Consider the following 13,532-nt stretch of genomic DNA (forward strand, 5'->3'; position numbering starts at 1 on the left):
GTTTACTCCGCAGCCTGCGTCTGGTCGTTCAATATCGGCAGTTGCATCTCGAACACCGCGCCGCCCTGTTCGGCGTTGCGGGCCAAGAGCCTGCCCCCTAGGTCGTTGACGATCCCCGAAGAAATGGCAAGGCCCAGCCCGACGCCATCGCCCGGTTGCTTGGTCGTGTAGAACGGCTCAAAGAGCGCATCGAGGTCTTCGATCCCGTGCCCGTTGTCGCGGATCGCAAGGGTGGCCGTCTCGCCGCTGGCAAGGATGATCTCAAGCTGCGGGTCCGACACGGTCTTGGTGGCATCAAGCGCGTTGCGCAAGAGGTTCACCATGACCTGCTCGATCCGCATCCGGTCCCCCATCACGAGCACCGGATCTTCGGGCAGGATCTTGGTGATCTTGACCTTCCGCGACTTCAGCTGCGGCTCCATCATCGACAGCGACGAGGCGAGCGCTTCACCCATGTTTACAGGCGAAAACGCCTCTTGCCCCTTGCGCGCGTAGCTCTTCAGCTGCCGGGTGATCCCGCCCATGCGTTCGATCAGATCGTCGATCCGGCTGAACGCGGACAGCGCTTCATCCGGCCGGTTGCGGCGCATCAGGAGTTTGGCGCCGGCGAGATAGGTTTTCATTGCCGCCAAGGGTTGGTTCAACTCATGACTGACGGCGGCCGACATCTCCCCCAGGGCCGCCAGTTTCGAGCTTTGCGCAAGCGTCTGTTCGGCGACCGCAAGCGTTTCCTGCACCCGTTCCCGCTCGGCGATTTCCCGCTGTAGCCTTGCGTTCAATGCGCGAAGCTCTGCCGACTCCCGCTGGAACAGCGCCATCCTCAAGGCAGTTTTGCGGCTCAACGCGTAGAACGCCAGCGCCACCAGAATCGCAAACCCCATGATTTCGAGGGCGAGGACGGCATTAACCCGCTCACGCACGCTCGAATAGGTGGTGAAGGTCGTCATGTTCCAGCCTCGGAACGGAATGCGGCCCTCGATCTGCATCACGGCCTCGCCTTGCACATAGGCATCGGCGGGCAAGGCGGTCCAATCGGCGGTCGCGCGGATCGCCCGCTCGATGGCTCCGTCCGGCGGTTGCCGTTCCAGCGCCGTCTGGACGCTCTGACCCCGCCAGCGCGGCTCCGTGGCGAGGATGATCTCGCCCTCGCTGTTGGTCACCAGAACCGCATCCGAGATCCCCGCCCAGGCACGTTCGAACTTCGCAAGGTCCACCTCGACCACGATCACGCCGATAGATTGACCCTGACTTTCGATGCGCCGGCTATAGCTGAAATTAAAGCTGCCAACTTCCTCGCGTTGCGAGGTGAAGACGGTCGCGTTCGACCGAAGCGCTTCGATGAAATAGGCCTGACTGCGGTGTTGCTCGCCCAGCCTCTCTCGATCCGTCGCGGCGACGGTCCGGCCGTCGACGTCGAGCAGCATCAACGATGCCGCACCGATCTCGTCCACGAAGGAAATGAGCCGCTGCGAGCTTTGTGAAAAGTCTCCGGAATTCAATGCCCCGATCAAGGCGGGGTCCCTGGCAAGGAGTTGCGGCACAATAGCGTTGCGGCGCAACTCGGACACGAGGTTGCCGGAATACAGCGCGAGCCGCAGCTCAGCGCGGTTCTTGGTGCTCTCTGTGAACCGGTCGGTCAGGTAGCGATTGGTGAGATAGACCGTCGCCACGGCCACGGCGATCAGAGCACAGAGCGCGGCCCGCACGCGCCAGGACAGAGATCCGGACCGTTTGCCTTTGCTTTCAATGAATGTGTCGCGCGCCATTGCGCGAGAATACGCAGAACCTGCGCCCCTCTCAAGCGCAGGCTGCTCACGCCCGCGTCAACTGGCGCTATGCCGCCGCAAACGCATTGGCGAGACTGGTGAACACTGCCTTGCCATCGGTGCCGCCATGCCCTTCGTCCGCCGCGCGTTCGGGATGCGGCATCATGCCAAGCACACGGCGGTTCGCGGACAGGACACCCGCAATATCGGCTGCAGACCCATTGGGGTTCTCGGCGTAGCGGAATGCGATCCGGTCCTCGGACGCCAATTGCGCCAGAACCTCGTCGGACGCGGTGTAGTTGCCATCGTGATGCGCAATGGGAATGCCGATCTGCTGTCCCACGGTGTAGCCGCGCGTGTAGACGCTGTCGGTGGTGGCGACGATCAACGGCACGGTCCGGCAGATGTATTTCAGCCCTGCATTCCGCAAAAGCGCGCCGGGCAGCAATCCGGTCTCCGTGAGGACCTGAAAGCCGTTGCAAACACCCAGGACGTAGCCACCGCGATCTGCATGCGCCGTCACTTCGGTACAAATGGGAGAGTTCGCAGCAATCGCCCCGCAGCGCAGGTAGTCGCCAAAGGAAAACCCGCCCGGAATGCCGACAAGGTCGATCCCTTTCGGCAGAGCGGTATCCTTGTGCCAGACCATCTCGACCTGAATTCCCGCGTTCTGCAACGCGACAGCCAGGTCCCGATCACAGTTCGATCCGGGGAAAACAATGACCGCGGCGCGCATCAGCTCAGCTCGATCTGGTAGCTTTCGATCACCGTGTTCGCGAGCAGCTTTTCGCACATCTCGCGCACGGTGTCTTCGGAGGTGCCATCGGCGAGGTCCAGTTCGATCACCTTGCCCTGCCGCACTTTTTCGACGCCGTCAAAGCCCAGCCCGCCAAGCGCATGGCGGACTGCCTCGCCCTGGGGGTCCAGAACCCCGTCTTTCAGCATCACATGCACCCGTGCCTTCATCGTGCTCTCCGTTGCGATCAGGGGCGCGGACCCCCGCTTCTTCTTTTTCCAAATATGCCTGCCGAACGGTTCCGGCAGGCGCATCGTCAATTGATCAGCTTTGGCTTCTCCATCGGCGTCGCGTTTGCCGGCATTACGCCGAGGCGCCGCGCCACTTCGGTATAGGCATCGGCCAGATCGCCCAGATCGCGCCGGAACACGTCCTTGTCGAGCTTGCGGCCGGTCTCGATGTCCCACAAGCGACAGCTGTCGGGGCTGATCTCATCCGCCACGATCAGGCGTTGATAGTCTCCGTCATAGACGCGGCCGATCTCGATCTTGAAGTCGACCAGCTTGATACCGACGCCATACATCAGGCCCGACATGAAATCATTCACGCGGAGCGCAAGGCTCAGGATATCGTCCATGTCCTGCTGGCTCGCCCAGCCGAACGCGGCGATGTGTTCCTCGGTCACCAGAGGATCGCCGAGGCTGTCATCCTTGTAGCAATATTCCACGATCGGGCGCGGCAGCGCTGTGCCTTCTTCGATCCCAAGCCGTTTTGCCATCGTCCCAGCGGCAAAGTTGCGCACGATCACCTCGAGCGGGATGATCTCGCATTGCCGCACCAGCTGCTCGCGCATGTTCAGGCGTTTCATGAAATGCGTCGGAACACCGATCGAGTTGAGCCCAACCATGAAGAACTCGCTCAGGCGGTTGTTCAACACGCCCTTGCCGTCGATCACGTCCCGCTTTTCCGCATTGAATGCAGTCGCATCGTCCTTGAAATACTGGACGACCGTGCCCGGCTCGGGGCCTTCGTAAAGGATCTTGGCTTTGCCTTCGTAAATCTTCTTGCGACGGGCCATGTGAGGTCTTTCTGTCCAAAGCGCTCAAGAGCGCGAGAGCGGCTTTCTCGGGCGCGCAAAACGCAACGACCCAACGCCGGTTGCCTGCGTCTTAGTGCATGGGACCGTGTGCCGCAAGCGACGCATCCACTTGAACCATGCGGCGCGTCGGGCCATACCTGACCCAACGCCAACGCTTCTTTTTGGAGACCACACTCATGTCGACCTTTGACGACCGCGAACACGCCTTCGAGAACAAATTCGCCCATGACGCGGAAATGCTGTTCAAGGCCGAAGCCCGCCGCAACAAACTGCTTGGTCTCTGGGCAGCAGAGATCCTCGGCAAGACCGGTGATGACGCGGACGAATATGCGAAAGAGGTGGTCAAAGCCGATTTCGAGGAGGCCGGACACGAAGACGTGGTCCGCAAGGTCTCTGGCGACATGGGAGGCCGGGTGACCGATGACGAGATCCGCGCCAAGATGGCCGAACTCCTGATCGTGGCCAAAGGCCAGATTATGGACGAAGTCTGATCCATCACGCCATTTTGGAACGCGCCCGCGCTCCGGGCGCGTTTTTCTTTGCGTTTCAACCGATCCAAGAGGCGACATGTCCCAGATCGTTCTAGTGCGTCACGGTCAGGCCAATACCGGTGCGCGCGATGAAGCCGACTATGACCGGCTGAGCGATCTTGGCCACAAGCAGTCGCAATGGCTTGGCGCGCATTTCCGGGACAAGGGCGATGTCTTTGCACATGTCTGGACCGGCACCCTGCGGCGCCACGTTGAAACCGCCGAGGGTATCGGAGCATCGACGCCTGCGCATGTCACGCGCGACCCCCGGTTGAACGAACTTGAATACTTTACCATGTCGCAGCTTCTGGCCGAGCAGCATGACATCCATCTGCCGACGACTCGCGAAGGTTTCGTGCGGCATTTGCCGACGCTCTTCCAGTATTGGGAAGACGGCAAGCTGGAAGGCGCGCCCGAAGATTTCGATCATTTCGAGTCGCGTGTTCGGGATGTGATGGAAGAGGTCACGGCGCTGAACGGCCGCAGCCTGCTTGTTACCTCCGGTGGGCTGATCGGGATGGCGATGCGGCTTACGTTGCGGCTCGACATGGCTGCGTTCTGCAACATTTGCCTGTCGATCCAGAACACGTCGCTCAGCAGTTGGTTGCCACTGGAAGGCCATCTGGCGCTGACCCAGTTCAACGCGCTGCCGCATCTCGACACGCCAGACCGATTGTTTGCGCAAACCCATATCTGATGCGAGACCGGCTTTCGCCTGAACGGCGCTGTGACTAGGATGGCCCAAGCGAATACGGGAGGCAGACCATGACCCACCTCTGGGTGCGCGCGGAAAGTCGCGACAATGAAGAACGTGTCGGCATCCTGCCCGATGGCGTCGCCGCGCTGCTGGCGCAGGGGATGGAGGTCACCGTCGAAGACAGCCTGACCCGGGTGATCCCGACCGCCGACTACGCCGCAACCGGCGCGACGATCGCCGCCGAGGGCAGCTGGGAGAACGCGCCAACGGACGCGATCATATTCGGGTTAAAAGAATTACCGGATAATGACACACCGCTGCGCCACAGTCACATCATGTTCGGCCACGCCTACAAGGGCCAACCCGCCGGACAACGTCTGCTCGCGCGGTTCAAGCGCGGCGGCGGGACGCTCTACGACCTCGAATATCTGGAAGACCCGGATGGCCGCCGCGTCGCTGCCTTTGGCTATTGGGCGGGCTACGCAGGCGCCGCGGTGTCGCTTCTGGCCTTTGCGGCGCAAGGCATTGGTCCCTGCCCATCCGTGACGACGTGGCCTTCGTCGGAGGCGATGCGTGACGACGTCAGAACCGCTCTGAACGGAGCCACGCCCAATGCGCTGGTCATCGGGGCTTTGGGCCGCGTCGGCACCGGTGCGACTGACCTCTGCGAAGCGTTGGGGCTTGCTGTCACCAAGTGGGACATGGACGAAACGGCTCATGGTGGGCCCTTCCCCGAAGTGCTTGACCATAAACTGTTTTTCAACTGCATCCTGGCCCGCCCCGGTACTCCTGTCTTTGTCCCCGCTGACGCCTGCACACGTCCCCGCAAGCTGCGGGTGATTGGGGACATTGCCTGCGATCCGGACAGCGATTTCTCTCCGATCAAGGTCTACGACCGGGTGACAAGCTGGGCCGAACCGGTGGTCCGGGCGTGCGAGGATCCGCCGCTCGACGTGATGGCCATCGACAATCTGCCATCCCTGTTGCCGAAGGAGTCATCCGACGACTTCGCGGCGCAGCTTCTGCCGCATCTGAAGACACTGGACGCGCTGGACAGCAGTGTTTGGGGCCGCGCGAAGCGGTATTTCGACGACCACATCCAAAAGGTGACGATATGACCATTCACTGGTGCGGCACAGGGCTTTCCTCGGTCCCCGGCCTGAGGCGGCTGATACAGGACGGGTATTCCGTCGTGGTATGGAATCGCACCGTCGAGAAGGCCCGCGCGGCTGTGGGCGACCTGATCGACGACGTGCGCGCCTTTGACACCGAGGCGCTGGCCAGCGCGGTCACTGCCGGTGACGTGATCGTGTCGATGCTGCCGGGCGACTGGCATGTACCGCTGGCGCAGATCGCCATCGACAAGGGCGCGCATTTCGTTTCGTCTTCTTACATAGCGCCGGAGATGCGCGCGCTGGACGCGGCGGCGAAAGAGGCCGGAGTCGCTTTGGTGAACGAAGTCGGGCTGGACCCCGGAATCGATCACCTGATGGCGCATCACCTTGTCGCCGAGTACCGCAAGAGTGCGGCGTATCACGTTGAAAACACGATCTCTTTCAAGTCCTATTGCGGTGGCGTCCCGAAGGAAACCAACGCCTTTCGCTACAAGTTCAGCTGGGCGCCGGTTGGCGTTCTGAAGGCGCTCCGCTCGCCTTCGAAATCCATCCGGCACTTCACCGAACTGACCGTCGCGCGACCGTGGGATGCGATCAGCCGCTACGACGCGCCGTTGCCGCAACCCGAGACATTCGAGGTCTACCCGAACCGCGACAGCCTGCCCTTCATGCAGGACTACCAATTCGACGGACGGTGGCCGGTCAAGGAATTCGTGCGCGGCACGCTACGCCTCAACGGCTGGGCTGACGCGTGGTCGGACATCTTTGCCGAAGTCGGCACCGCCGACGACGCGCGACTGACCGAAATGGCCGATGCGCTGCTGGCCGACAACGCCTACGCGCCGGGCGAAGCTGATCGCGTTGTCCTGTGTGTCGATTTCCTCGCCGAACGGGACGGCACGCCGGTCTGGCACAAGACGTATGTGATGGACGCATGGGGCGACGCACGCGGCACCGCCATGGCCCGGCTGGTTTCTGTGCCCGTGTCGCTGGCCGTGGAAGCCGTGCTCGCCCATGAGATCCCGCCAGGTGTCAACCCCGCCCCGCACGACCCCAAGCTGGTCGCGCGTTGGCTGGACGAGGTGCAGACGCTGGCGCAACACCTGATGGTCGTGGATCACTTGTAGGTCGGGCAGCATTGTCCGACCTACGGGCACAGTGAATGGACATCCTCGGGCCTTCGCCGGAGGATGACAGTTGGTTTATCGCAGGCCGGGCTTCAACCCGGAAGCTCATTATAAAGAGAAGAAGCGGCGCCGCCCCATGGGCCTGACGGTTCTCTCAACGTCCCCGATTCAACGGGCGACCTGTACTTGGGGGATACCCAAGCCTGTTCGGAAACCGGTCTCTCATGGTCAGCCTTCCGGCGTGTGAGAGAATGCGTGTCGCAAAACACGCGGGTCAGAAAAGTCGCGGCATGGGAGTGACCCTTCCCGCTCGATGCGCATCGTGGGCGGGTGTGTGCCCCAGAGGTGGTTAACTGAGGACCAACGGGGCGCACGGTGGCATGGCCGTTTGATCGAGCTTAGTCCTCTCCGAACACCCGTACGAAGATCGTGTCGACATGTTTCGTGTGGTAGCCGAGGTCGAACTTCTCTTCGATCTCATCCACGCTCAGCGCCGCCGTCACGTCGGGATCGGCCAGAAGCTCGGCTTTGAAATCCGTGCGGTTTTCCCAGACCTTCAACGCGTTGCGCTGCACGTAGGTATAGGCGTCTTCCCGGCTGACCCCGGCTTGGGTCAACGCCAGCAAGACGCGCTGGGACATCACGAGGCCCGGGAACTTGTTCATATTTTCCAGCATGTTCTCGGGGAAGATCAGCATCTTGTCGATAACCCCGGTCAATCGCGCCAAGGCGAAATCAAGCGTGATCGTCGCATCGGGGCCGATCATCCGCTCTACCGAGGAGTGCGAGATATCGCGCTCGTGCCAAAGGGCCACGTTCTCCATCGCCGGGATCACCGCAGAACGCACCATGCGGGCGAGGCCCGTCAGGTTCTCGGTCAGGACCGGGTTCTTCTTGTGCGGCATGGCGGACGAGCCTTTTTGCCCCATGGAGAAGAACTCCGCCCCTTCCAGCACCTCGGTCCGTTGCATGTGACGGATCTCGATGGCGATGTTTTCGATCGACGACGCGATCACGCCAAGGGTGGCAAAAAACGCGGCGTGCCGGTCACGCGGGATGACCTGCGTGCTGATCGGTTCCGGCACCAGGCCCATCTTGTCACAGACATGTTCTTCCACGCGCGGGTCGATATTGGCAAAGGTGCCCACGGCGCCGGAAATCGCCCCCGTCGCGATCTCGGCCCGGGCATCGCGCATGCGGCTGAGGTTGCGGTCCATCTCGGCGTAGAAGCGCGCAAAGGTCAGGCCCATGGTCGTGGGTTCGGCGTGAATACCGTGGGACCGTCCGATGCGCAGCGTGTCTTTATGCTCGTACGCACGCCGCTTCAGCGCTGCCAACAGACCTTCGAGGTCGGCGATCAGAAGGTCCGCCGCACGCGTCAGCTGCACGTTCAGCGTCGTGTCGAGCACGTCGGACGAGGTCATGCCCTGATGCACGAACCGCGCTTCTTCTGCGCCGACATGCTCTGCCAGATGGGTCAGAAACGCGATCACGTCATGCTTCGTCACCGCCTCGATCTCGTCGATGCGCGCCACGTCGAATTCCACATCCTTGGCCTTCCAGACGGCCTCGGCGTTCTCCCGCGGGATCACCCCCAGATCCGCCATCGCGTCGCAGGCATGGGCCTCGATCTCGAACCAGATGCGGAACTTGGTGGCGGGTTCCCAGATGGCGACCATGTCGGGGCGGGAATAACGGGGGATCATGCGGGCGATCCTTTCATCGACTGACTTGCGGAATTTGCGCGCACTCCTAGACTGCACGCCCGATTGCCACAAGAGACCCCACCCCGGATGAGACGCTTTGCCCTGATCGCACCCGCCTGCCCGTCCGGCATCATCCGTGCCCGGACGCTGGATCGCCGGAAATGACGGACACGCTGACGCTGGATCTCGACCGGTTTCTTGGCGCTTGGGATCTGCATCGCACCATTGCCGACCGCCTGACGTCTTCTGACAGCCGGTTCACCGGCACGGCATCCTTTGAAACGCGGGACTGCGGTCTGCTTTACGCCGAAACCGGAATCCTGCACATGGTCGGCCAGACGCCGTTCAAGGCAGAACGCCGATACCTCTGGCGGCAAGAGGACGACCGTATCGTCGTCGATTTCGAGGACGGCCGTCCCTTCCACAGCTTTGCACCCGGCGATCCTACGGCCATGCATTGGTGTGATCCCGATACCTACAAGGTGGTCTACGATTTCACGAACTGGCCCGCGTGGCAGAGCACGTGGCGGGTGTCGGGGCCGAGGAAAGCCTACACCATGGTCAGCACCTACGCGCGTGCAGCGCACTGACGAAGACCTTTTTGCCAAATGCCAAATCCGTGCTACCGTTGCGTCACGCAACACGCAGGAGACTGACTGATGACCATCAAGACACTTCTGACCACCGCAGCCCTGACGCTGGCCACCGCGACCTCCGGTTTCGCAGCGTGCCAATGGGGCGACCACGACACGGCCTCCATGACCTGCGCCGCGGGCACGGTCTATGACGCCGAAACGAACACCTGCAAGGTTGTCAGCGGCTGATTCAAGCCTCGACAAAGTAACCTTAGAGGCGGCCGGGCTGGCCGTATTTTTCTTGTGCGCAAATTGCCTCTTGTCTAATCCATGACGTCAAACATGTGCCGCTTGCTTTTGACATAAACATTGAGCCGGACAGCCTTCTGGCGCGGTGTTATCTTGGGCAAGCGTTTGTCGAAGCGGGCAATGTCGAACTGGCCCAGCTTCAGCTCAGCGAAATCCGTCAGGGTGGTGGTCGCTCAACCTGGCCCGAAATGCAGCTGCACATGGCGATTCAATTCGGTCAGGGCTACAGCTACTGAGACTTTATTAACCCTGCTCCGCTATCCGGTGAGTGATCAACCGAATGACGGAGCATGGGCGTGACACAACTTCCTCAGGTTGCGGGGGTAAAGGCGGGCACTCCGCAGCCCGCGCCAGTCAAAAACCTGTCCCGGCGCGCCAAGGCGGCCATCGTTGTCCAGTTCATTCTCAAGGAAGGCGCGGACGTACCGCTGTCTTCACTCCCCGAGGACCTACAGGAACAGCTGACGCATCTTCTGGGCGAAATGCGCTATATCGATCGCAACACAATGAATGCAGTCATTTCGGAATTCACGGAAGAGCTTGATTCGGTTGGCCTTTCTTTCCCGGGCGGCATCGCTGACGCGTTGTCGGCTCTGGACGGGAAGATCAGCGCGCAAACCGCGTCACGCCTGCGAAAGGAAGCCGGTGTCTGCCAGATCGGTGATCCGTGGAAGCGGATCGCCGCGTTGCCGCAGGCAAGATTGAAGGATCTGGTGCGGTCCGAATCCATTCACGTCGTGGCGGTTCTGGTCTCAAAGCTCGACGTCACCAAAGCCGCCGAATTGCTTAGTAGCCTGCCCGGCGAACAGGCAAGGCGTATCACCTATGCCATGTCCATGACCGACGCCGTCACCCCCGACGCAGTGGACCGGATCGGCATCAGCCTCGCCACCCAGTTGGACGCTGAACCGCCGAAGGCATTCCGCTCACAACCGTCCGAACGCGTTGGCGCGATTCTGAACTTCTCGCGCGCGGCCAAGAGGGACGAATTGCTGACCGCATTGGATGAAGAGGACAAGGATTTCGCCGAGGAGGTCCGCAAATCCATCTTCACCTTCGCGCATATCGCGGAGCGGATGAACCCGATAGACGCGCCAAAGCTGACGCGGGACGTGGATCAGGACACCCTTGCCCGCATAATCAAAGGCGTCGAGACCGAGCAGGATCAGGCTGTGGTCGATTTCATCTTGTCGAATATTTCCAAACGGTTGGCAGAAGGCCTTCGTGAAGCAGCTGAAGATTTGCCGCAACTCAAACCGAAAGATGTCGAAGCGGCTATGAACGCTGTGGTACTGGCCGTTCGAACTCTGGAAGAGGCCGGCGAGATCACTTTGAACTCGCCTGAAGAGGGTGATGATTAGGGGCGGATCACCGACCCGCTGTCCTTGCGAAACACGAAGCAGCGGTCGCGTCGTACGGTCAGCCACATCACCGTTCCGGGTTTCGGCAGAAAGACATTCGGCACCGTGGCGCGAATGACGCTTTGGTCATGATCCATGCGAAACTCAACCAGGCTCTCTGACCCCATGAAGCGTGCCCGCTCCACCGTGCCGCGTGCCGGAGCGCCCGCCAAAGGTGTCGGGTTTGGGCCCCGCCCGTCGCGGTCGAAGTCGATGCCGACATGCTGCGGCCGGAACACGATCTCGACCTCGCCTCCATCCGGGACACCGGGTGCAAGAAACTGACCGAACGGCGTGTCGGTCAATGCGCCGCGCACGGTGCCGCTCAGGAGGTTTATGTCGGAAAAAAACGCCACGGCCGCCTTATCCGCCGGAGCATTGTAGATGTTGTAGGGCGCCCCGCGCTGGACGATCTTGCCGTCGCGCATCAGCGCGATTTCATCGGCCATGCGCATCGCCTCTTCCGGTTCGTGCGTCACGAGCAGGACAGAGGTGCCCTCTTCTTTCAGAAGCGCCAGCGTTTCATCGCGGATTCCGTCGCGCAGGCGATTGTCGAGACCGGAAAACGGTTCGTCCATCAGCATGATGGACGGCCGCGGCGCAATCGCGCGGGCCAGCGCCACACGCTGTTGTTCGCCACCGGACAACTGATGCGGGTATTCGTTGACGTAATGGGACAGCCCGACCCGTTCCAGCAATTCACCGACGCGCGGAGCCCTGTCCCGACGAGATCCGCTGAGACCGAACCCCACATTGTCGCCGACCGTGAGATGCGGAAACAGCGCAAAATCCTGAAAGATCAGACCGATAGAGCGCTTTTCCGGCGGCACGCGAAACACCGTGTCGCACACAAGCTGACCGTCGACATGGATCGTGCCGCTTGTCTGCATGTCCACACCGGCGATGATGCGCAGCGTCGTCGATTTCCCACAGCCCGAGGGACCGAGCAGACAGGTCACCTTGCCGGGGTCGATCGCCAGCGACACGTCATTCACCACGCGCTTGCCTTCGAAGTCGCGCACGATGTTGCGTATTTCGAGCCGGGGATGGGTGCCGGTCACCGGTGCCTCACGTATTTTCCGAGTGAAAGTGTCGGATTATCAGAGGTCAGGTATCAGTCGAACGCCCGGCTCGCAAGCCCCGAGAAAGGCTCGCGGAACCGGTGTAACCGCGATTATGGCCGCGTCGTGCCGTCGCCGACGACGATGTATTTGAAGCTTGTCAGCTGCTCTGCTCCGACCGGACCGCGCGCGTGCATCTTGCCCGTTGCGATGCCGATCTCGGCCCCCATGCCGAACTCGCCACCGTCGGCGAACTGCGTGGATGCGTTCCGCATCAGAATGGCGCTGTCCAGCCGCTCAAAGAAATGATCCGCCGTCGCATCGTCCTCGGTCAGGATGCAATCCGTGTGATTGGACCCGTATTTGCGAATATGCGCGATTGCGGCGTCCACGTCCTCCACGACCTTCGCCGCGATGATTGTGTCGAGGTATTCGCAGCCCCAGTCGTCGTCCGTGGCGGCAACGGTGCCTTCGATCGCGCGCAGCGTTTCGTCCGCGCGGACTTCGACGCCCGCGTCCAGAAGCGCACGGATCACGCCCTGCCCGATGGTCTCGACCGCATCGCGGTGAATCAGCAGGCATTCCGCCGCACCGCAAATCCCGGTGCGTCTGGTCTTGGCGTTGAGGATGACGTTCAGGCTTTTGACCGGGTCGGCGTCCTTGTCGACGTAAATGTGCACGATCCCTTCCAGGTGCGCGAAGACCGGCACCCGTGCCTCGCGCTGAACGAGACCCACAAGGCCCTTGCCGCCGCGCGGGACGATGACGTCGACGTAGTCCGTCATGGTGAGAAGCTCGCTCACCGCTGCGCGGTCGCGGGTGGGCACAAGCTGAATGGCATCTTCGGGCAACGCGGCGGCCTGTAGCCCTTCGATCAGACAGGCATGGATTGCGGTAGAGGAATGGAAGCCTTCGGACCCGCCCCGCAGGATCACCGCGTTGCCCGCCTTCAGGCAGAGCGCGCCCGCATCGGCGGTCACGTTGGGGCGGGATTCGTAGATCACCCCAATCACGCCGAGGGGCGTTCGCACCCGTTTGATGTGCAAGCCGTTCGGACGGTCCCATTCCGAGATCACGGCCCCCACCGGATCGGTCTGCTCAGCCACCGCGCGCAGGCCGTCGACGATGCCGCGCACGCGGTCTTCGTTCAGCATGAGCCGGTCCATCATGGCACCGCTCAGCCCCTTCTCGCGCCCGTATTCAAGGTCCTGCTTGTTGGCCTCGACGATCGCCGCGCGGTTTTTCCAAACCGCCTCTGCCGCGCCGATCAAGGCCGCATGTTTCCGCTCCGCGCTTGCGAATGCCAGCTCGGCAGCGGCTGCCTTCGCGCGGGCGCCGATGTCGGCCATGATTGCGGGAATGTCTGTCATGTCTTTCATATCGCTGGCCTTCTTGGCGGATGTCGCGTTGG

General features: G+C 61.8%; 15 protein-coding genes. 8 read left to right on the forward strand and 7 right to left on the reverse strand.

Features of this window, described 5'->3' with window-relative positions; genetic code table 11:
- Positions 1-2: 2 nt before the first annotated feature.
- From BUA42_RS13305 to purC, 4 genes are all read right to left on the reverse strand, one after another.
- Positions 3-1,766 (reverse strand): sensor histidine kinase, encoded by a 1,764-nt coding sequence (locus BUA42_RS13305; protein WP_072778594.1) that lies wholly within the window; start codon positions 1,764-1,766, stop codon positions 3-5.
- A 67-nt stretch (positions 1,767-1,833) separates the two neighbouring features.
- Positions 1,834-2,502, reverse strand: a complete 669-nt coding sequence (purQ, locus tag BUA42_RS13310; RefSeq protein ID WP_072778596.1) for a phosphoribosylformylglycinamidine synthase subunit PurQ — start codon at positions 2,500-2,502, stop codon at positions 1,834-1,836.
- The gene (purS, locus tag BUA42_RS13315) at positions 2,502-2,732 is read right to left on the reverse strand and encodes a phosphoribosylformylglycinamidine synthase subunit PurS (protein ID WP_072779320.1); all 231 of its coding nucleotides are present in this window, start codon (positions 2,730-2,732) and stop codon (positions 2,502-2,504) included. Before purS ends, purQ begins: the two co-directional genes overlap by 1 nt.
- Positions 2,733-2,818: 86 nt before the next feature.
- The gene (gene purC / locus BUA42_RS13320; protein ID WP_072778598.1) at positions 2,819-3,580 is read right to left on the reverse strand and encodes a phosphoribosylaminoimidazolesuccinocarboxamide synthase; all 762 of its coding nucleotides are present in this window, start codon (positions 3,578-3,580) and stop codon (positions 2,819-2,821) included.
- 197 nt (positions 3,581-3,777) lie between these two features.
- Between purC and BUA42_RS13325 the strand changes: the two genes are divergently transcribed.
- The 4 genes from BUA42_RS13325 (at position 3,778) to BUA42_RS13340 (ending at position 7,070) form a co-directional block, all read left to right on the forward strand.
- The gene (locus BUA42_RS13325; protein ID WP_072779321.1) at positions 3,778-4,092 is read left to right on the forward strand and encodes a DUF1476 domain-containing protein; all 315 of its coding nucleotides are present in this window, start codon (positions 3,778-3,780) and stop codon (positions 4,090-4,092) included.
- Positions 4,093-4,168: 76 nt separating this feature from the next.
- Entirely contained in the window at positions 4,169-4,828 is a 660-nt protein-coding gene (locus BUA42_RS13330) for a histidine phosphatase family protein (RefSeq protein ID WP_072778599.1), read from the forward strand.
- 68 nt (positions 4,829-4,896) lie between these two features.
- A complete protein-coding gene (locus BUA42_RS13335; RefSeq protein WP_072778601.1) occupies positions 4,897-5,946 on the forward strand; it encodes a saccharopine dehydrogenase in 1,050 nt (349 codons plus the stop codon).
- Positions 5,943-7,070, forward strand: coding sequence for a saccharopine dehydrogenase family protein (locus BUA42_RS13340; protein WP_072778603.1), 1,128 nt, complete (start codon positions 5,943-5,945; stop codon positions 7,068-7,070). The genes BUA42_RS13335 and BUA42_RS13340 overlap by 4 nt, the downstream gene beginning before the upstream one ends.
- Before the next feature lie 398 nt (positions 7,071-7,468).
- Here BUA42_RS13340 and purB read toward each other — a convergent pair whose 3' ends face one another.
- A complete protein-coding gene (gene purB, locus BUA42_RS13345) occupies positions 7,469-8,776 on the reverse strand; it encodes an adenylosuccinate lyase (RefSeq protein ID WP_072778604.1) in 1,308 nt (435 codons plus the stop codon).
- 161 nt (positions 8,777-8,937) lie between these two features.
- Between purB and BUA42_RS13350 the strand changes: the two genes are divergently transcribed.
- The 4 genes from BUA42_RS13350 (at position 8,938) to BUA42_RS13365 (ending at position 11,021) form a co-directional block, all read left to right on the forward strand.
- A complete protein-coding gene (locus BUA42_RS13350; protein ID WP_072778606.1) occupies positions 8,938-9,366 on the forward strand; it encodes a DUF6314 family protein in 429 nt (142 codons plus the stop codon).
- Positions 9,367-9,435: 69 nt separating this feature from the next.
- Positions 9,436-9,600 (forward strand): chitin-binding domain-containing protein, encoded by a 165-nt coding sequence (locus tag BUA42_RS13355; RefSeq protein ID WP_072778608.1) that lies wholly within the window; start codon positions 9,436-9,438, stop codon positions 9,598-9,600.
- Between the two features lie 95 nt (positions 9,601-9,695).
- A complete protein-coding gene (locus BUA42_RS13360; protein WP_072778609.1) occupies positions 9,696-9,896 on the forward strand; it encodes a hypothetical protein in 201 nt (66 codons plus the stop codon).
- A 54-nt stretch (positions 9,897-9,950) separates the two neighbouring features.
- On the forward strand, positions 9,951-11,021 hold the full coding sequence (locus BUA42_RS13365) for a flagellar motor switch protein FliG (protein ID WP_072778610.1): 1,071 nt from the start codon (positions 9,951-9,953) through the stop codon (positions 11,019-11,021).
- On the opposite strand, the gene BUA42_RS13370 is transcribed toward BUA42_RS13365, so the two are convergent.
- Positions 11,018-12,121 carry an ABC transporter ATP-binding protein gene (locus BUA42_RS13370; protein ID WP_245819016.1) on the reverse strand — a complete coding sequence of 368 codons (1,104 nt, stop codon included), beginning with the start codon at positions 12,119-12,121 and terminating at the stop codon, positions 11,018-11,020. The two genes, BUA42_RS13365 and BUA42_RS13370, sit on opposite strands and share 4 nt — an antisense overlap.
- 113 nt (positions 12,122-12,234) lie before the next feature.
- The gene (locus BUA42_RS13375; RefSeq protein ID WP_072778612.1) at positions 12,235-13,500 is read right to left on the reverse strand and encodes a glutamate-5-semialdehyde dehydrogenase; all 1,266 of its coding nucleotides are present in this window, start codon (positions 13,498-13,500) and stop codon (positions 12,235-12,237) included.
- Between the last annotated feature and the right edge of the window lie 32 nt (positions 13,501-13,532).

This window comes from Marivita hallyeonensis, from assembly GCF_900129875.1.
Classification (GTDB): Bacteria; Pseudomonadota; Alphaproteobacteria; order Rhodobacterales; family Rhodobacteraceae; genus Marivita; species Marivita hallyeonensis.